Raw genomic sequence first — 18,722 nt, forward strand, 5'->3', positions numbered from 1 at the left:
TGTTCTCCGTGCAGATAAGTTTGTTCGGCACCTGGAAGGCTAACGATACAGCGAGATTCGCCAGAGCAACCGGGACGAAAACAAAGTTTTAAACTGAACCCAATAAATGAAAAAGCGGCGGTCGAAGACCAGAAAATAAAGTCGTAGACTTGCCGCTGTTTTTTATCATTGGAATGTGAAATATAATTAGTTTCCATCCAAATGATAAATTAGTTGTACGACACCTGAGGAGAACGTTCTTGTATTAACCATTGTTAAATTCAACCTCTGTTTGATATCCACAAACAGCGGTTTCCCTTCTCCCAAAACCACAGGGTGAACAGATAATCTAAATTCATCTACAAGTCCTAAATTGATAAAAGTTGTAATAATACTTGCTCCACCATATAGCCAGATGTCTTTACCAGGCTTATTCTTTAATTCATTTACTTCTTCAAGAATACGATCATTTATGAATATTGCTTTATTATCAGTACCCTTTTGCGTCCTGGAAAACACATATTTCTCTTTACTATGAACCAATTCCCAAAATTCTTTTTCAGAATCCGTATGTTCAATTTCCGGAGTAAATTGTCCCCATAAATCATAGCTTTTTCTTCCATATAAAATGGTATCAATTTGATTTAAAAAATTATTAAACCCCAGCTCAGAGTCCATAATGCACCAATCGACTTCACCATTTTTCCCTTCAATAAATCCATCTAAAGTAACCGCTAAATCTAAAATTATTCTTCGTTTCATGATTTGTTACTCCTTTCGTTAATCTACCGCCCATTATAGACCTCAAATACGTCACCATATGTCATATTAATAAAAGAGAGGATATCTTTTTAACAATACTATCCGTCAGAGCAATTCCCTAAAAGCAATACAAGCATTTCTTCTGCGTGGGTTCTCATCGAATCTGCCCAACCTTATTTTATACGGGAAATCGTCCGATTGTTTGAGCACCTCATCATACGTAAGCCTGCCCATGATCAGCTCGCCGATGTTATCGAAAAACTTCTCATACCACTGTCCTCGTCATCGCCTTCGACTCCAACAGCCAGTCCACCGACACGTCTGAACGGGCAATGTAACCATCCAGACTCACCGCAATTTACAATACTACTTTCGAGTTTTCCATTTCTTGATCGCTCCCTTCTATCCTGTATGTTACAATAGAATTACGACAAAACTTGACGTAATTAGGAGGATGCCATGAACGAGCGGAGATTAATCATGATGCGGATCATCGACTCCCGAAAGAAGTTTACGGCCCGCGAGCTGGCAGAACGCTTTAACGTTTCGGTTCGGACCATCCAGCGCGACCTGGATTACCTGCAGCAAATCGGTTTTCCACTGTACAGCGAACAAGGGGCCCATGGCGGATACCGCGCGTTGGAGAACCGCATCCTGCCGCCGTTGCAGTTAACCCGGAGCGAGGCGCTCGGCTTGTTTCTGTTGCTTGAAATACTGGAAAAGGTGCCCGATTTCCCGTTTGACGCGATTCGCTCCCACCTAGCCGTTCAGTATTACGGAAGCTTGCCTTCCGATGTGCAGACGAACATCGATCAGATGCGCAGCCACATCTCCTTCCGGATGATTCAGCTATATGAACCTGCACCCTGGACGACGGAAATTTTGGAGGCGGCGATCACCAAGCAGGAAATCCGGATCGCCTATAGGTCCGCCAAAAGGGAAAAGGAGCACAAATTGTACCCCTTCGGCATATATTTCGAAAACGACTATTGGTACATGCCTGCTCGTAACGAGGACAAGGTCCTCCTCTTTCGGGTGGATCGGATTCAAAACGTGGAGAGAACTGGCACGGTTGATCTCGAAGTCCCGTCCCTCGCCGAGTGGATGCAGACTCCCGATAATCGTGAGACAGCCGAAGTGTTACTTCGGTTTTCCTCTTTTGGTGCGCGCCTCGCCAAGGACGACCCAATTTTCTATACGGTTACGGACGGTCATTGGAGCGGCCCGGTTCCGCTGGAAGAGTTACCGTTTACGGCCCGGAAACTGATCCGATTCGGCCCCGATGTACAGGTCCTATCCCCACCCCCACTGAGAGATATGGTGCTCCAGCTTCTGCGAGACAGCATGGATCAGTACAAGGAATAGGTAAAAGATGCTGTCCTAAAAGTAACTATTGTTGATGATCGGGACAGATCCATTGGTTGGAAAAGGTAAATATGGGATGAAAAAGGAGCTAAGCGGCTTGTACCTGCTTAGCTCCTTTGTTTTTGGTGTCTACTGCTGCTTTCTTGAGCAGATTATGGGCGAGGGAAAGCCACCCGACTTCGAGACTTACTTTTAGTAAGCATCGAAGCAGAAATCTTTTGAAACCACGGTTATTCTTCATATCACCAAACACAGGCTCTGGCTCGATCATACGCCGAACCGCAAGGGCGTAACCATCTTCGCTCCGGAGCTTTTCACGGGCTTGGTTTTTCAAACGCAAGTAGTTCAGACTGACTTTAACTTCTCGATTACCTTCAGCTTTCGTACACCTGGGTTTCAGGGGACATCCTTCACAGCTTATGCTTCGGTAATGGCGATGCTCGATTTCGAATCCACTTTCGGTTTTCTCCTTGCTCGCTCTTCGAAAAATGAGGGTCTGCCCCGCAGCGCATGTCCATATGTCTTGTTCAGTGTTATACGTCCAGTTATCGATTTTACTATTATCCTTTTGCCATGCTTTACTTTTCTCACGGTGGTAGGTGCTGTATTTGACGATGGCTTCGATTTCGTTTCGCTCTAAATAGTCGTAGTTTTCCTCGCCATGGTATCCTGCATCACCGATAACGTTAGCTGGCAGCTTACCAAGAGCAGACTTTACTTTTTCCAAATGAGGAATAAGACAGCGCGTATCGGTAGGTCGCTGGTGTACACTGTAGCCGAGGATGAATTGATTTTCGGTGACCATCTGCACATTGTAACCTGACTTCAGCTGACCGTTTCGCATGTGATCTTCTTTCATACGCATAAACGTAGCCTCTTTGTCGGTCTTGCTATAGCTGTTTCGGTTACCTAAAATTCCTTGGTGAGTTTCATATCTTTGAAGACGAGGGAGTAAGTCTTTGCGGAGCGCACGCACAACTTTTTTCAGCGACTTGTCCTTTGGTTGTGCTAGCAGTCGTTCTTCTGTTTGACGGCAGTCTCTAATTTTTCACTTGTCATTTCTGACACCTCGCCCCGTTCGCTCAGGTCTTGGCTGGCGTGTGACCGTTCTTCTTGATTCTCGGCTTCTTCAATGGTGGCAAACAGTGTCTGTACTTTCTCCTGGAGTTTGGCCTTGTGCTTCACGACAGCGTTACTTTTAGAACAAAACCTTTCCCTCCCGCGCCTTCGCTTGGGCTTCGTCCTCAACCTTAATACATAGAATACTGTAAAGTCACTCATTATGACGAGTAAAGATAAGGTTAAAATGTTGGCGCGACCTATAGCCATCAAGCTAAGAAATTAATACGCCCCCAAAACGAAAAAAGCTATTCTTTTTGTAAATAAAGGATGGCTTTTTTTCGTTTTGGGGGTATTCGAATTTTGATGGGCATGAGGTAGGGTTCCGCCAACATTTTAACGGATATACGCTAAGCCCTGAATTTCTTCCGGCTTGGCATTTTTTCTTACTCTGTCACCAAGTGCCAACCCTACTACTCTTATTCGTAACTCCTAGAATAACCGGCGATACAATTCTCTGCGCCGCTCACCTCGTAGCTGGCATAAATTTGAGTGGTGGATGCTTTTTCGTGTCCAAGCATCCCCTGGATAAAGTCCAAGGGAGCACCATTATCTAATAACTGGCATGCATAGGTATGGCGAAATTTGTGTAAATCCTTTTGGTTGTGGTTCTGAATTAAATACTTCAAGTCGGGGTTTCACTGTATCTAAACTAAACTAAACTGTATTTTGCCCGAGCGCCACTGTTACAAAAATGGTCCCCAAAAGCTCCAATATGCTTTTCCTCAAATTTAAAAACAACATAGTTGCCTGCCGGAATCGTTAGAACGACCAACCCTTCAGTATGGTCGGAAAGATACATTGAGAGTCGTAAAGATTCCTGTAAAGCGTTGTTTGTCAGCGAATGTCATCCTATCCGCCGAATGACTACAATCGATATGGATATACATTTACAACAACTTCACCGCGGGTAGCCAACGTTTTTAATAAGTATCGGATCGTTGGGTGACAGAGCGCCTCGTCGATTAGATTCACAATTTGCTAGGCACAAGGCAGATACACGGTAAACTGGGTCCCTTGACCAACCTCACTTTGTGCCGTAATGAAGCCTTGATGAGCCTCGACAAATTCTTTTGCAATTGCAAGTCCCAGACCCATGCCACCCGTATGACGGGAACGTGATTCTTCAACGCGATAAAAACGGTCGAACAGGAAGGGGAGTTGCTCCGCCGCGATACCGATTCCGGTGTCCGCAATTGAGACGCACGCAAAACGCAACTCATCATGGGAACTATCCGTAATTCGGATCGAAATCCTTCCACCGGACGAGGTATACCGCATGGCATTGGCCAACAAATTATAGAATACTTGCGTAATCCTGTTAGGATCGACGAACGCATTCAATTTTTGTGCCGGATACGAGCGAACAATATCGATATGTCGTTCTTCTGCTTCCGGCTTTAACATATCGATGATCCGATCCAAAAGGGGAACAAGATCGGTCGGGGATCGGTCCAACTGCAATTTGCCTGCTTCGGCCAGCGTTAACTGGTGGAGATCGTCGACAAGCTTGGACAAACGGATTACTTCATCCTGCACTGGCAATAAGGTTTCCGGAGGAATGTCCCGTCCTCCCTCTTGTATCATTTCCATATGAAATTGAATAATGGAAAGCGGCGTCCTTAACTCATGCGCCACATCGGCAGTCAAATTTTTTCGTACCTCTTCTGCGCGAAACAACTGTTGAGCCATATGATTGAGCGCTTCGGTTACTTTCCCAAATTCATCTCTTGTTGTCACGGGAATTTGAATGTGAAGCTCTCCAACTGCAATTTTTTGTATGGCGTGGATGAGACGTTTCAGGGGCTGCGTTAATTTCTTGGTTAACCATAAGCCAAGAAGCAGTGCCATAATCCCGGTTAAGGCCGGTACCCTTAAACCTTGGGTTAGCATGGAGTCCAGAACATGCTTCTTTAATAGATAATCTTCGGTCGATTCCCACCTATCGACATAGATCGTTCCGACCGTCGTTCCGTTTACCATGACTGTATTCAGTTTCCCTTGCTGTATCAACGACCCAGGATCGCCTGACCCTCTAAAAAACAAGATGCTGCCATCAAGAGACAATAGAGCAATCTCGCGTTGATCCGGATTTCGCTGCTCCAATCCGTCTGAAATCTTCATTTCCTCAATGCCTTCCCATGAATTTTTATGCTCCTTATAGTAGATTTCAAACAATACTGTCGTTTTTTCTTTGAAGTAATCTTCAAAACGGTTCTTTAAGTATCCTTGGGTTGCCCCGTAGTAGCCCACCGTGACAAAAAGAACCAGAACCGCCATCGCGCCAAACAATTTATCCCCGATGCATCCCCGAACGTTCATAACTTTTCACCGAATCGATAACCGAATCCGAACACGGTTTGAATATATTTCGGGATCGCCGGATCGTTCTCGATCTTTTTCCGCAAGTTGCTGATGTGGGAATCGATCGTACGCTCGTAGTTGATGAAATCTTCTTCCATGACCGATTTCATCAGTTGAAGCCGACTGAATACAATACCGGGTTTGGCGGCCAAAGTAATCAGTAATTTGAATTCTGTAGGAGTAAGAACAATTTCCGCGCCATCCTTCATGACATGGCATTTCGATTCGATAATCGTCAAGTCTCCCCTTAGCATCGTCTGAAGTTCTTCGGATTTACCCTGAATGCGGCGTAATACGGAACGTATTCTCGCCGCTAACTCCCTCAAACTGCAAGGCTTTGTCATGTAATCGTCGGCTCCGATTTCCAAACCGATAATTTTATCCATTTCCTCTGTTTTTGCCGTCAACATAATGATTCCATAAGTCCCCATGTTCCGAAGTTCGCGGCAAACTTCAATTCCGCTCATTCCCGGAAGCATCCAGTCTAAAACAACCAAAGCCGGACACTCCGCTTTGGCTACAGTCAGCGCATCCTTGCCCGTCGTGGCGCTCACAATCCGAAACCCTTCATTTTGTAAATATGAAGCCATCGCCTCAAGCATTTTCACTTCATCGTCAACCAGAAGTACAGTTGTTTCCATCTAAATCCCGCTTCTTTCTGCTGTTTTTACTCGTATTATAGCTTTATTTTTAAGTGAAAAATATAATCTCCATGAAAAAAGGATATGTTCTCCACAAGTCCTTAACATTGTCTTGATAAACTATGTTTAAGAATGGAAGGAACGACGGTTACATAATTAGAAAATTCAACCCATTCATTATCAAACGAAAGAGAGCTGAAAAGATGAATAATCAAAGAATAAACCGTAGTGGTGCGGGAGTTGGAGATCTTACTAAGGGTCTAGGGGCCGATTCTCCTCTCGTCCTCAGAGCACGAATCGTCTTTAAACTGCTGGCATGGATATTTGCAGTTTTCATTTTGATCCAAGTGTTTATCTCCGGCCTCGCATTGTTTTGGAATTCAGACCAATGGGCAAGTCATACGGGGTTTTCCAGATTCTTAATTTTCCCCCCGATCCTGATGTTCGTCACTTCTTTCATCGCCCGAATGCCGGTCTCCATTCGTCTGTATAGTGCAGGTTTGATTGGAATGCTCATCCTGATCGTTGTCAGCACCAAATTATCGTCGGAAATGGGATATTTATCGGCACTTCACCCGGTAATCGCTCTGATGTTGTTTTGGGGAACGATGTCCATCGCACGGAAGACCGATGCCCTCATTAAAGCAAAATAGCAAGAATCTACGGAGCAAGGCATTTGAATTGAATTTTGATCACAATCTTCAACATGGATGGAGAGGAAAAGATACCACCCTAATCTATCCGATTATCTATTGGCCTTTCTATTCCTTATCGCGTCTGGAGTATCGCTGCATCTGGTTGCGCATGATTATGAGAATAGAACTCATTGATTTCGAATCATTGTAATTAATTCAGTTTGCAAAAACAACAAAGAGGAGTAATTAACAAATGAAAATGAAGCTAGTTTCATTCGTAATACTTTGTACACTTCTACTTGTGCCAACTATTGCCTCTGCTGAAGTGACCAACGGTAGTATCGGATTCGGATTAACCCCTGGGCGACTCGGGGCCATCGTGGCTGCAGTGGTGGGGCTTATCAGCATGGTCATCGGTGGGCTGTCTCTGGCCCGCTCCGCCGGTCGTATCGGCATCGGCAACGGGCGAGCTGGGGCCATCGTGGCCGCGGTGGTGGGGCTGATTGGCATAGTCCTCGCTGGGCTGCATCTGGCCAACTCCAACGGTGGTTTCGGCACCGGCAACGGGCGAGCCGGGGCCATCGTGGCCATAATGGTGGGGCTGACCGGCATGGTCCTCGCTGGGCTAACTCTGGCCCGCTCCAGCCGCACCGGCTGACCCGGCCCGTAGATTACGACTATTTGGACTTTACGACCGCTGAAACAACAGGAAATTGAATGACCAGAGGTCGAGTTATTCCACCCGGACTATTGAGCTTAGGGTAAGAAAAAACGCTAAACCGGTCACATCCGAAGGCTTAGCGTATATTTTCGTTAAAATGTTGGCGGGACCCTGGCGGGACCCCATGCCCATCAAGCTAAGATGAATCTATACCCCAAACTGGAAAAATAAGCTATCCTTTCTATATCAAGCATAATTCCATAGAAAGGATGGTTTGCCATGAATTCTATTCCACTTTCTATCAGCGAAGAAATGCATTTACTAGCCCAACAGCTTCACCATCATTTTTCTCCTACCCAACTTGAGGAGCTCGCTAGAAAAGCTGGCTTCGTCCAACGAAAAAGCAAATATACCGCGCAAGATTTGGTTTCCTTATGTGTCTTTTTAAATGATACCGACAGAAAAAGAATTAAAAAGATACTATGAAGTGGTTTGGAAGTACCAGAATTTTCAGGACATGATGATTGTGAAAACCCTCATGTACACTTACATTACTGCCAGTTTAGGATCAATAAAAGAAAAGGCAGCAAAGACCGCATAGTTCCATTTCCCCAGACCTTTAAGAGCTACTGGCCATGCACGTAGATTTGATGAAAAAGAAGCAAGCGACCTACTTGTTTGAGTCTTCATGGAAGAAGAAATACACGGACAAGGGAATCCTCAAGATTATGACCAAATATTCAGAAGAGGCCAATATATCTCAAAACCTGTCTCCACACAAACTACGCCATTTTCTACTTACCTGGCTAAAAAAGCAGGGCATCGATGACGCGCTGATCCAACCATACTCTGGCCATGATCCAAGAGGACCATCCGATTTATCCCAGTTTATCCGGTAATAAATCTCTGGATGGGCGAATGCATACAATGGAGCTGCCTGCTCAGGGCTGCTGTACGCCTGGAATTTATTAATTAGTTGCACAAAATTATCTAAGTGTTTATCCGCAGAAAAACCAAATCTGTCCCATAGTTATTCCATTATTCTTACCAGGTTTATTTATTTCTTCTTTAGCGATCTTTCTTGATTCCTTCAATTCCATTATGGGGTAAAGCCAACATTTTGACCGTTTTATACACTTAGAGCATTAGCCGACATGCAGTTTCGCCGCCGCTCCTACAATGGCTTGAAAAAAGTCTCCATACCAAAATGTCGGACGATTCGCTCCCGCGAACAAGCCCTGCTTCGAGGTCGCCACATGCAGAAAATATTGCAATATTGACTGAGTATATAAAAAAATAGATGTTGTGAAATATGTATTCAGTTTATATAAATCTGATAGAATATGAACGTTTTGAAGATTTTATATTAAGTTTAGGTTACAGTTTATCTAACACTCTCCCAAGGGTGCTTTTTATTTTGCTAACAATCCATTACTTTTAGACCACTACCCTGATAATTTTCCTGATTCTATATACCTATATATTATATAATGGTAAGATTATGGGAAAATATAGGGATGGTGTTGTAGTTGAAAAAAATGAGTATTATAATAATATTTTTTTTGCTGCTGGTAACGTTTAACACATTGAACGTTTTTGCAGAAGATGTTGAATTAAATTATCAGTTATTCATCAACGGAGAGAGCTTTGAATCTGAACTAATAGTAGATAATAACGCTGTATATGCTCCACTTTGGGGAATCATGAGTAAACTGGGTGTGTCGATGGATCAGGACGAGTACAATAAAACATTTCGTATTAACCTACCTGATAAAGTTTTAACATTCATTTCTGACAGTAATATTGTTTATCAAATGGATATAACAGCAAGTAATTATAATAAATATAAATTCGGAGTTAATTCTACTCGGATGGAAGTGCCTTTTATAACTAAAAACGATGTAGTTTATACACCTTTAGTTTTTTTAAGTCAATATTTAGATGCTATCGTACTTTGGAATGATCAAACCATTAATGTAAGTGCCAATGATTATGACATTGGAGATAAATGGACAAAATTAGGGTATGAACTTGGCTATTCTGACCTAAGTTACTTTTGGGGGCGTGTGATTGGAAGTGAAGTCGATAAGATAAGAGATAAATTAGAAGAAGAAGCAAATGCAGAAAATTATTGGATTGAACATTCAACACTTTATCTAAATAAAAGTGATCATTCTTGGGGGAGTTCTCATGATCAATTAGAGGAAGTTATCATAATTGCTTATGATGGACTTTCAGTTACCTTGAGTAATAGCAAGGGACAGTTTACCGAAACATTCGCCGACTTTACTAAACTTAGATTAGCATTCTTTACCGAAGATCCACTTTCAAATCCTGGATGGTCAAACACAATTAAGCAACAAATTAGAAACAGGGAAATATCAATTGGCATGAATGAGGATATGGTCTGGTATTCTTGGGGAACTCCATATGAAAAGAAATCTTATTCTTCAAATTATGGATCTACTGTACAATGGATTTATAAAAAAAGTACATATTCGTTCTCATTTGTTTACTTTAAGAATGGTAAAGTAACATCTATTCAAAATTAATGATTTTTCTTCAGTATTGTCTTTTTACCGCGTAACCGAAGTTGATTTTCATGGTAGCACAATGCGGCTGCCGATCTATGCCAGCAGCCGCATCTTAGTTGTTTATGGGTAGTATGTAACTAAGAGATTGTCTAACTAAGGAATGTTCAAGTTGCTTTTAATCTAATCAGCTTGTCATTGTAAAGTTTTAACTTAGCCTCGAAACTCCCTCTATTTTGTTCAAAATCCCGTGTCCATTTATACATCATCTTCAACATTATAATGTCTGGTGTATAATGACACTTTTCAATGCCAAGTTTTTGCTTAAGAAACCGAGTTAGAATTCTTATTTTACGCTTCCACAAAGGAGTATCAAGGAATATGATTGTATCTGCCATTTGATATAAACATTGATATGATTCTCTATCTGTTCCTTCAAATATCCATTTTCCTTTTTTATCAATTTCCATAATAACATTGACTTGTTCGTCTGCTGTACGTTTATATCTCCCCGTTGCATTTTGATGATGAACGATGGAGTCCAGTTCATACCAAGGGACATTAATTCTGTTTGATAAGCGTTTTGCCAATGTCGTCTTACCACTAGCTACAATTCCAATAATGAGCACCTTTTTCATATCTATTGACTCCATACGTTGCGTTATTTGACATACATATTTCTTCGTCATAGGTGTTGGGATTCCTTTTAATTTAGGTTACAGAATACTCCCTCTATGGAGAAACGCTTAGCTCTTAAATACTCTCGTTTTCTCAGGTTTTGACCATCAATACTTTTAAGCATATAACATTTCTATGGAATTAAGTTGTGAAAGAAGAAATTTATGGGTCTGCTGAAGTGCAAAAAACTCTCCACCTTAACCATTCGATGTAAAAAGTGGCTGGTATGGTCATGTATGGTTGCACCTATGGATCTCCACATGAGCTCATGGCGGTCAACCCTCCCACATCTCGCAGAGTCTTCGCTCCCACATTCCTTCATTCAACCTGTCCATGAGGTGGAGGTCAGATCTGCTGCCCGACAGGATCTTCGTCCGTAAGGATAGTGCCTTTCCGACTCATCCGTGCTTCTTGTTATCTTTTCCTTTGCTTAGATCATCAACACGGAGTTTCGTTATTTAAGCTGCTTGCGGTAACTCTGCAAATCGAGGCATATCCTGCATCATCTTTTCTTCACTGAATTCGTATCCTTTTGTTAATATGCCGACAAAGACTCGTATATGCTTATTACACGAGAGATTGCATCTTCTTGAGAGGATTCACCTGTCGTTTGGTGTAATACTCATGCAAGGCCCGGAAGGCTGCGTTTTTTGCGACTAACGGCATCATCACTCGAAAGAGCAAAGCACGAAGGCGTTTACGGCCTCGCTTCGTTATCTTTGTCTGTCCAATGTGTGTACCCGATGAGTTTGTTTTTAAGTTCAACCCAGCGAGCTTCGTGATCTGCTTCGGATGGCGGTACTGACCCATGTCGCCTACCTCAGCTAGAAAACCTGCAATGGTGTCCCTACCGATCCCTTTTATGGCCAACAATTGTTGCACATGTGGGATCTGCATGAGCAGTTCATCCCACTTCGTCCCCAGTTCTTCGAGCTTGTTTTGAAGCCATTCGTACTGGGTCAGCAGCAGCTTCAGCTCCATTTTAGCTAACTCTGTACCTTGCCTTATGCCTATTGAACAGCTTGCTGCCTCCTTCAGATTCTTTACTCGACCCGAGCCAAGCCCACGCTTAGCGACCTCCCTCAGGTGCCACAGCAGGGTTTCATCCGGCACATCAACAAGTTCATGTGGCAGTAGATAAAGGCTTAGCATTTGGATGGCGGACTTGCACTCCCAGTCCTTAAATACCGTAAGAAACTCTGGAAAATACCGATCTAGCCAATTATGAACACGTGCTTGCACAACGCAAAGGTCAGTCGTCAGGTGCTCGCGAATTTTCATCGCTTCCCGCAGTTCGGCATAAACGCCCTGTGGAAGGCTCGGTACGGCGTATCTCCCGTCTTTGACCAGCTGTGCGATGACTTTGGCATCTTTAACGTCATTCTTCGTTGGAGAATTGTCATCCAGTACTTTGCTTTTCTTTACGTGCAGTGGATTCACCACTCCGTATTTCACTTGCTTTTCTCTTAGGAAATGAGCAAGGTTAAGCCAGTAGTGACCCGTTGGTTCCATACCAACAATGACGTCCTTGAAACCTTGAGCGGTTAAAATCTTCTGAAACCAGCTCACGAACAATTCAAAGCCTTCTCGATTGTTCTCAAACGTAATGGTTTTCCCGAGTTCGACTCCGCGGAAGTCTTGCGCACGGGCCACATGTTTGAATTTTGCGATGTCGACTCCGATAATTAAAGTAGAAGAAGTGATTTGCTAATTCTTTCATTTTGAGTAGAATGCATGTTGTAGTCTCCTTGGTTTTGTATTTGGATCCGATCGTTGGCCAGCATTTGGGACCCATAAACATCATACCAAGGAGTCTTTTTATATTTCAAACTCTGTATTCCTTCATAATAGGAATGCTGCCCGCTACTTTAAATAGCCAAAAGAGGAGGTGCCCGAAGCAATCTCCTCCACTATTGTATCCGTTAACTTAATGGGGCTGCAATCCTATAGTATCTACTCTCATTGTGAAATTCAAAGCCTGTTAACACAGCAAAGCCAACCGATCGAAAAAGGCGGCAGCCTCCTGATGAGGCTAATCCCGTAGCGACGCAACAAAAAAGCCGCCGTTTTTTTCCTCGGCGGCAGTATATATGTTATTCGCGTTCTCGGAGAAGATTGCGCAATCTTCGATCGATTAGCCACAGCGCCCCCCAAGCCAGTATGGCGACATAGACGGGAAACAGCAGATGAGACCACAACGGATTATCCAACCTGAGATGTGCAGCCACCGCGCCTCCTAAGTAACCCGTGAGCAGTAGCGCCCCCAGGAACCGAGTTCGCGGAATGGCATACAGCACGGTGCAGAGCAATACTAATACGCCCAACGTTGCAAGGTGGTGCTCCGCGAATCCGAGCGTGACCGTGCCTTCTACCACTTGTACGGGCTTGGCGAATTTCCCGATCCCATCGAACAGCATGAACAGAATAACAATCCCGCTCATGGCACGCGCTGTCCATAGCCTCGCATTAGAGATTTCTTTTACTGGCGGTGTCCCCGTTTTCATATTCGTCTCGATCATCGGGATTCCTCCGTATATTTCTTGAAATTATCCAAAATCGCCTGCCATCCCGACTGCTGCATTTCAATGGAATGCGTGCTTTCCGCGTCAAATATTTCAATCACCTTGGTTTCGTTTCCTTGATTCAGGAAGGAGATCTCAACCGTTCTCCCGTCTTCCATTGTGTATGAAATCTGCTCATGCAGCTTCACGACGTCGTATGTTCCAAAGAAGTCAAACCCCATGCTGCCGTCTTTTGCTTCCATTCGGGTAAGGAATTTGCCTCCAACCCGCAGATCATTCTCCGCCTTCGGTGCGTGCCACGACTCCGAAGCTTGATTCCACTTCGTGATGTGTTCCGGCTCGGACCAGTACCTCCATACCTTCTCTACTGGCGCTTGAATGACGACTTGTACGGTAACTTTCGTCGATTGATTCGTTTCCATTGTAATAACATCCTCTCTTGTTCTTAGTTTTCACTTCTATAGACGAAACCAACCGACGAAATTCATCGGTCCAATCGATCCGGAAGTCCGAAACGGGCAAATAAGTCTCGATTGATGAAATTTTGGACGTGGAATACTTTGTTGTCTTTCACTTCTAAGAGGTGAATCCCCCAAGGGACCAAGCCGTCCTCTTCCCTGCTCCACATATACTGCGCTAACGCAGGAAAACCGCCATTCGCCGTAACCGGCACAAACCGGGAACCCTCGCAATGCCAACGCGTAAGCGTGAAGAACTTGAACAAATCGTCCTTGCCGCGCACCCACATAGGGAAAGGCGGCATAGACATCCGACCTTCTTCATGAAACAAGGCAACCAGGGCATTGATATCGAATTGCTCGAAGGCTTCCACATAACGCGACAACAATTCCTGATCAGGTGCCTCTTCGCTCCTATTGAATTCATCGGAACGGAGTTGTTCCCGCTCCAACGTATCTCTGGCTCTCTGCAGAGCGCTGTTTACCGCTGCCGACGACATGCCTAACGTCTCTGCGATCTGCTTAGAAGGCCACTCGAATACATCCTTCAGAATCATCACCGCACGTTGACGGGGAGGCAAGAGCTGTAAAAGTGTAATAAAACAGATATGCAGCGTATCTTTACGGATGAAAATATCTTCCGGATTATTCGAAAATTCAGGGGCTGGCCAAATCCAAGATGAGTCAGGCAGCGTCTCGCGAGGTTCGACAATGGATTCCGCTGGGCCGGAGAAGTCTACGGGGCGAATGCGGCGCTTCGTTTGTCTTAGCTTGTCCAGGCATATATTTGAAGCGATCCGATAGACCCACGTTTTAAACGAGGATTCCTGTCGGAAGGAGCTCCAGCTTTGCCAGACGCGGATGAAGGTTTCCTGCACGGCATCGTCTGCGTCATCGATAGACCCTAGCATCCTATAACAGAACGAGGTTAACCCCGGCTTCAACTCGTCAAATAACTGAAGTTCTGGTGCGGTTACTTTCATTGCGGTGTCCACCCTTCATGGAACGAATTCTTCAATACTATAATACCTATAGAAGAATTCGTTTGTATATAAAAAAAGAGTAGCGCGACCAGATGGTGGGCAACTCTTTCTTCATCAGGTATGGTTTACATCACCGTATAGATCTGGAAGGTCACGCCGTCGCCGAATCCAGGGCAGAAGGATTCCTCCTTTAACGGCATATTGACATGGTCGTCTTGCTGCAGAGCATCGAAGATTCGATTTGACTTCTCAATCACGTTCTACGTAATGCAGATCGTCACCCGTTTCCCGGTTTCGATCGGCGAACCCCAGGGCGCAACCGAGAACATCAAAGTGTCAAATATGTTGTGACTTTACTCTTTAAAACTATAGGAACAAAGAAAATGGCTCGATATGATATGCTGACTGTATTCCAAATTCCATAACGCTAAGAGATAACAATGAAATTAATTTTTCCAAATCCTGCATTGACACTATCCCGTTAGTTGAGCGAAGGCAGCCGATCCACTTTAACCGGCTGCCTTCTCCTATTGATTATAATTATAATTCTCGTATCTATAACAATTATGACTGTCGTCGATATACACAAGGGCTACTTCCCCGATGCAATATCCCCGATAATTTGGAAAATCTGATATATCATAAATGAGGCGAAAACAAGTACCGAGATAGTTCCATATATTCTTTGCGAATTTTGATACCATTTTGGAAATTGTTCGATTTTTTAGGTGCCCAGAAACCTTGAACACTATCACCATGTTTAATTACATCGTTAAAGGCATCCCTTTCGTCTATAATATTCGATTGCGTTCGTTTCAAGGTAAGGTGAATCGTCTCGTCATTGAATGGATTGTAGGAAGGACTGTTCATCTTAGACCCCCTTCCATTTATTATCCATATTATAACATTTAATTTAAGCAACAGGTGGATTTGTTAAACTATGCTGCCAGTTACTTCAATGAAAAAAAGTGGAGCTGTTGTCACGGCATTCCACTCCACACTATCTTCTCTGAGGGAGCTGAGAGATTACCGACAACATAAGTTTACATAATATTAATCATGTCATTCCATCGGGAATGTAATAAAGTTCTTGTCATTTATCGGAAATGTAATAAGGTTCTTGACATCGACCGATGACAGGAACCTTATTACATAACTAAAAAAAGCCGCAATTTAAGCGACATTTAATGTAACAATGATATTGACTTCCGACAATTCGCACTCCATGTAGCCATGACAGACGCAGTAAATTGTGTCAATGGATTGTCGGCAGTCCGCAAGCTTTGTTCGACCCTATACTGCATCTGCTTCAAAATTTGCAGAGAACCCATGTTTACCGTGGTATACTCGGATATGGCCGAAAGCGGCAATAGCTTGTATCGTTGAAATGATAGTAATTCCCGAAGGTAAACCTAAAATAACACGTATCAACTGCGGAAAGGATATAACTTTATGTCCGGAATCGGCAGGTAAATGTTCCTGTCACTTAACACTTGTAGAACAACTCCATTCCCATATCAATAAAGCAAACCCATCGGCTAATTGAAAACCAACGGGTTTGCTTTACTAATCATTCTTTAAGACTAAAACAAAATGAATCGAGTAGAAATGTCCAAGGAAGCTGCATCCTTAAACAAGACGCCACGCTTCCTCCAGCCGCCCAAGATTATCCTGAATTGTATATTCCGATGTTTCTCCCGGAAACGGAACCATTTCCAAAACCAGCGCGCCCCGTTCCTCTTTGTTCAAATAACCGACCGATAACAATTCCTGCAGTATACCCGCCAGCTCTGGCGTGTCAATCTCGCCCCCCTTATAGCCCATCGGAGGATGATAATCACCATACCATATATGCTTGGTATCCTTCAGTATGCAATTACCTAAATGAACACGTTTCAAGTATGGACTCACAGTACGAATAGCATGAGCAAACGATTCACCCATCAACGGAACATGGGCCATATCTAATTCAATGGAAAGATTGTGCGCTCCGGACTGACGGAGGGATTGTACGAATTCGGCGCATTCTTCACTGGGTCCAAGCAAAAATTTCTTGTCGATCTCACGATCAAACGGCTCCAATAAGGCAGTTATCGAATAACGTGCCAAATGTTCACAAAACCAGCGGGTAAACTCGGCAAAACGAATCTTTGCCCCTTCTCTGTCATCGGGGAAGTCCAACCCCGAAGCGAATACGAAGCCGGTGGCACCAATAGCGGCGGCCATCTCTATTTGGTCGCGCACGATAAGGCGCGATATTTCCTGCTCATGTGGAGCTGGAGAAGCCAAAGCGATTTTGCGAAGCGGATATAAGTGCAGTGCATAAACAATTTCCTTGCGGGTACGGGCGACCTGCCTAATCAGCTGCCTCCTGCGTTCCTCGCCAAACGGGATGCAGCAGTCGAAGGTTTCGATATCCTCCCTTTCATTCAAGCCCAGCAATGTGTTGACATGCGCGTCCGCGTCCGTCATACACTCGGGATAGATCATATGGTGTACCAGACCGATTCGGGCATAATCTTTAATATTATCTTTCATTCTGCACCTCCATTTTTTGGACCTTCAGCTTTTTATCCCAATACTCAGCCCATGCTTCCAATACGCTGGAACCACTAAGGCTGATTATTCCAGCGGCAATCATATCCTCAGCAAACATTTGCTCATACAAAGTTCGATATGCACCTGACCGCAGATCAATTTCCATGACGATATTTTGTCCAAAATGGAACGGCTGCGGCGCTTTAGCTGCTGCTGCCACTTTTCTCCCTGCTTCTCTGATACGGGCAGTGGTGAGCTTAAGCGGGTAGCATTCAGCTCCCCATTCACAAATCGATTGTTTGACGGATACTCCCAGGCATTCGGGCACAAGCTCCAAAGCTTCCGCAACCCCTGCCGAGTCGCCGGTGAGCAGCAGCAGCGGTATCCCAAGCTCGCCGGCAATCGTCGTCTCAACCCCGATCTCACCTACCGAACGTCCGTTAATGCGAATGTCTCCGATATCCGGCTCGTACGTATGGTGCAGCAGCCCATTCGGCGTACCTGCTTTGGAATGGAACCCCAGCATAACCATCCCGGTGAACGATTCATTCAGTCCTCCTGCCCAATCAGGACGATAAGGCGGTTTTCCGCAAATAACGGATACATTATCAGGCAGCTCGTCAGGCAAAATATTTCTGCCGAAAAAATGCTCATCGTAGATCACAATTTCGTCGGCGCCACCCTCGTTCAATCCCTCCAATAGAGCCAAGAGGTCCGCCATCATCATTCGCTGTCCATAAGCGAATCCCGGTGCTCCCGGAGTCACTTCCTCATAGGAAGTGACTCCGCTGAGTCCCTCCATATCGGACCGAACCATAAACACCTTCCGCCCCTTCATGGCTTCAAAACCTCCTGTTTTAACGTGTGACGGATCGACCCCAGCTCCGGGCTTGACAGTTCAATGAAATCCCCGCTTTTGCATGCCGTCGGGTGGGCCGGCGTACCCGTCAGAATCAGATCGCCTTCCTTAAGCCGCATAATTGTAGAAATATAGGCGATTAACCAATAGATGGAAAAGGTCATTTCACTCGTATGTCCGTTTTGTATCTGCCTGCCGTTTACGCTCATTCGGATCGTGACGTCTTGGATAGAATCAACCTTAACGAATGGGCCTATCGGTGTCGTGTTGAGGAACATTTTATGCTGACCCAATTCCAATTTATCCACAGCTGTAATATCATTGACGATTGCACAGCCGCTAATATAAGATAGCGCCTCATCCTGAGAAATCTGGTACCCCTCTTGGCCAATCAGCACACCCATCTCAACCTCACAGTAAATTTCGCTAATCCGTTCGCTTAACACGATTTCTGTTGCGGTAGTGATACTGTCCGCATTTTTCAGAAAAAGCATCGGCTCCTCCGGCTGTAAATCAAGGCCTTTTTCGATTCGCAGCGATCGGTAATGGGGGCCAACTCCTATTATTCTTTTAATGGCGGGAAGCAGCTTTGGGTCGATGATGTCCAACGTTAATCCTCCTTCACGT

At 44.4% G+C, this 18,722-nt stretch carries 17 protein-coding genes and 3 pseudogenes; 6 read left to right on the top strand and 14 right to left on the bottom strand.

From position 1 onward, the window contains the following. Positions 1–186: 186 nt before the first annotated feature. On the bottom strand, positions 187–741 hold the full coding sequence (locus tag OB236_RS10455; RefSeq protein WP_262683945.1) for a dihydrofolate reductase family protein: 555 nt from the start codon (positions 739–741) through the stop codon (positions 187–189). A gap of 459 nt (positions 742–1,200) precedes the next feature. On the opposite strand from OB236_RS10455, the gene OB236_RS10460 reads away from it, so the two are divergent. Continuing rightward, positions 1,201–2,106, top strand: a complete 906-nt coding sequence (locus OB236_RS10460) for a helix-turn-helix transcriptional regulator (protein ID WP_262683946.1) — start codon at positions 1,201–1,203, stop codon at positions 2,104–2,106. 88 nt (positions 2,107–2,194) lie between these two features. On the opposite strand, the pseudogene OB236_RS10465 reads toward OB236_RS10460, so the two are convergent. The 4 genes and pseudogenes from OB236_RS10465 to OB236_RS10485 all read right to left on the bottom strand — a co-directional run. Next, a pseudogene (locus tag OB236_RS10465) lies at positions 2,195–3,297 on the bottom strand (transposase); the annotation flags it as partial. A gap of 347 nt (positions 3,298–3,644) precedes the next feature. Beyond that, positions 3,645–3,854: a tyrosine-type recombinase/integrase gene (locus OB236_RS39785; RefSeq protein ID WP_317259331.1), complete on the bottom strand. Its 210-nt coding sequence runs from the start codon at positions 3,852–3,854 to the stop codon at positions 3,645–3,647. Positions 3,855–4,206: 352 nt separating this feature from the next. After that, positions 4,207–5,547 carry a sensor histidine kinase gene (locus OB236_RS10480; protein WP_262683949.1) on the bottom strand — a complete coding sequence of 447 codons (1,341 nt, stop codon included), beginning with the start codon at positions 5,545–5,547 and terminating at the stop codon, positions 4,207–4,209. Next, complete coding sequence (locus OB236_RS10485) at positions 5,544–6,230, bottom strand: response regulator transcription factor (RefSeq protein ID WP_262683950.1); 687 nt, start codon at positions 6,228–6,230, stop codon at positions 5,544–5,546. Before OB236_RS10485 ends, OB236_RS10480 begins: the two co-directional genes overlap by 4 nt. 203 nt (positions 6,231–6,433) lie before the next feature. Between OB236_RS10485 and OB236_RS10490 the strand changes: the two genes are divergently transcribed. The 5 genes and pseudogenes from OB236_RS10490 (at position 6,434) to OB236_RS10510 (ending at position 10,078) form a co-directional block, all read left to right on the top strand. Continuing rightward, on the top strand, positions 6,434–6,883 hold the full coding sequence (locus OB236_RS10490) for a DUF6220 domain-containing protein (protein ID WP_262683951.1): 450 nt from the start codon (positions 6,434–6,436) through the stop codon (positions 6,881–6,883). Positions 6,884–7,118: 235 nt separating this feature from the next. After that, positions 7,119–7,523, top strand: a complete 405-nt coding sequence (locus tag OB236_RS10495) for a DUF6223 family protein (protein ID WP_262683952.1) — start codon at positions 7,119–7,121, stop codon at positions 7,521–7,523. A 291-nt stretch (positions 7,524–7,814) separates the two neighbouring features. Then, positions 7,815–7,976, top strand: a pseudogene (locus OB236_RS10500) (IS4 family transposase); the annotation flags it as partial. Positions 7,977–8,161: 185 nt separating this feature from the next. Next, a complete protein-coding gene (locus OB236_RS10505) occupies positions 8,162–8,425 on the top strand; it encodes a site-specific integrase (protein ID WP_262683953.1) in 264 nt (87 codons plus the stop codon). Between the two features lie 639 nt (positions 8,426–9,064). Beyond that, complete coding sequence (locus OB236_RS10510; protein ID WP_262683981.1) at positions 9,065–10,078, top strand: copper amine oxidase N-terminal domain-containing protein; 1,014 nt, start codon at positions 9,065–9,067, stop codon at positions 10,076–10,078. Between the two features lie 146 nt (positions 10,079–10,224). Here the strand turns inward: OB236_RS10510 and OB236_RS10515 are convergent, their stop codons facing one another. From OB236_RS10515 to OB236_RS10560, 9 genes and pseudogenes are all read right to left on the bottom strand, one after another. Continuing rightward, entirely contained in the window at positions 10,225–10,695 is a 471-nt protein-coding gene (locus tag OB236_RS10515; RefSeq protein ID WP_262683954.1) for a EutP/PduV family microcompartment system protein, read from the bottom strand. A 498-nt stretch (positions 10,696–11,193) separates the two neighbouring features. Then, positions 11,194–12,471: pseudogene (locus OB236_RS10520) on the bottom strand (IS110 family RNA-guided transposase). Between the two features lie 357 nt (positions 12,472–12,828). Beyond that, a complete protein-coding gene (locus tag OB236_RS10525; protein WP_091177081.1) occupies positions 12,829–13,254 on the bottom strand; it encodes a DoxX family protein in 426 nt (141 codons plus the stop codon). Next, entirely contained in the window at positions 13,251–13,679 is a 429-nt protein-coding gene (locus OB236_RS10530; RefSeq protein ID WP_240419545.1) for an SRPBCC family protein, read from the bottom strand. The genes OB236_RS10525 and OB236_RS10530 overlap by 4 nt, the downstream gene beginning before the upstream one ends. 62 nt (positions 13,680–13,741) lie before the next feature. Further along, positions 13,742–14,698, bottom strand: a complete 957-nt coding sequence (locus tag OB236_RS10535) for a sigma-70 family RNA polymerase sigma factor (protein ID WP_262683955.1) — start codon at positions 14,696–14,698, stop codon at positions 13,742–13,744. A 639-nt stretch (positions 14,699–15,337) separates the two neighbouring features. Beyond that, positions 15,338–15,568, bottom strand: a complete 231-nt coding sequence (locus tag OB236_RS10545) for a hypothetical protein (RefSeq protein WP_262683956.1) — start codon at positions 15,566–15,568, stop codon at positions 15,338–15,340. Between the two features lie 759 nt (positions 15,569–16,327). Continuing rightward, on the bottom strand, positions 16,328–17,236 hold the full coding sequence (locus OB236_RS10550) for a sugar phosphate isomerase/epimerase family protein (protein ID WP_262683957.1): 909 nt from the start codon (positions 17,234–17,236) through the stop codon (positions 16,328–16,330). Further along, a complete protein-coding gene (locus tag OB236_RS10555; RefSeq protein WP_262683958.1) occupies positions 17,226–18,074 on the bottom strand; it encodes a M55 family metallopeptidase in 849 nt (282 codons plus the stop codon). The genes OB236_RS10550 and OB236_RS10555 overlap by 11 nt, the downstream gene beginning before the upstream one ends. After that, positions 18,071–18,703 (bottom strand): fumarylacetoacetate hydrolase family protein, encoded by a 633-nt coding sequence (locus tag OB236_RS10560; RefSeq protein ID WP_262683959.1) that lies wholly within the window; start codon positions 18,701–18,703, stop codon positions 18,071–18,073. The genes OB236_RS10555 and OB236_RS10560 overlap by 4 nt, the downstream gene beginning before the upstream one ends. Between the last annotated feature and the right edge of the window lie 19 nt (positions 18,704–18,722).

The sequence above is a fragment of the Paenibacillus baimaensis genome (assembly GCF_025567575.1).

What these genes read in the sequence shown, in the direction of transcription:
- OB236_RS10455 (WP_262683945.1), bottom strand. Translation starts at nt 741, where the DNA reads ATGAAACGAAGAATAATTTTAGATTTAGCGGTTACTTTAGATGGATTT.
- OB236_RS10460 (WP_262683946.1), top strand. Translation starts at nt 1,201, where the DNA reads ATGAACGAGCGGAGATTAATCATGATGCGGATCATCGACTCCCGAAAG.
- OB236_RS10480 (WP_262683949.1), bottom strand. Translation starts at nt 5,547, where the DNA reads ATGAACGTTCGGGGATGCATCGGGGATAAATTGTTTGGCGCGATGGCG.
- OB236_RS10485 (WP_262683950.1), bottom strand. Translation starts at nt 6,230, where the DNA reads ATGGAAACAACTGTACTTCTGGTTGACGATGAAGTGAAAATGCTTGAG.
- OB236_RS10490 (WP_262683951.1), top strand. Translation starts at nt 6,434, where the DNA reads ATGAATAATCAAAGAATAAACCGTAGTGGTGCGGGAGTTGGAGATCTT.
- OB236_RS10495 (WP_262683952.1), top strand. Translation starts at nt 7,119, where the DNA reads ATGAAAATGAAGCTAGTTTCATTCGTAATACTTTGTACACTTCTACTT.
- OB236_RS10505 (WP_262683953.1), top strand. Translation starts at nt 8,162, where the DNA reads ATGCACGTAGATTTGATGAAAAAGAAGCAAGCGACCTACTTGTTTGAG.
- OB236_RS10510 (WP_262683981.1), top strand. Translation starts at nt 9,065, where the DNA reads ATGAGTATTATAATAATATTTTTTTTGCTGCTGGTAACGTTTAACACA.
- OB236_RS10515 (WP_262683954.1), bottom strand. Translation starts at nt 10,695, where the DNA reads ATGAAAAAGGTGCTCATTATTGGAATTGTAGCTAGTGGTAAGACGACA.
- OB236_RS10525 (WP_091177081.1), bottom strand. Translation starts at nt 13,254, where the DNA reads ATGATCGAGACGAATATGAAAACGGGGACACCGCCAGTAAAAGAAATC.
- OB236_RS10530 (WP_240419545.1), bottom strand. Translation starts at nt 13,679, where the DNA reads ATGGAAACGAATCAATCGACGAAAGTTACCGTACAAGTCGTCATTCAA.
- OB236_RS10535 (WP_262683955.1), bottom strand. Translation starts at nt 14,698, where the DNA reads ATGAAAGTAACCGCACCAGAACTTCAGTTATTTGACGAGTTGAAGCCG.
- OB236_RS10545 (WP_262683956.1), bottom strand. Translation starts at nt 15,568, where the DNA reads ATGAACAGTCCTTCCTACAATCCATTCAATGACGAGACGATTCACCTT.
- OB236_RS10550 (WP_262683957.1), bottom strand. Translation starts at nt 17,236, where the DNA reads ATGAAAGATAATATTAAAGATTATGCCCGAATCGGTCTGGTACACCAT.
- OB236_RS10555 (WP_262683958.1), bottom strand. Translation starts at nt 18,074, where the DNA reads ATGAAGGGGCGGAAGGTGTTTATGGTTCGGTCCGATATGGAGGGACTC.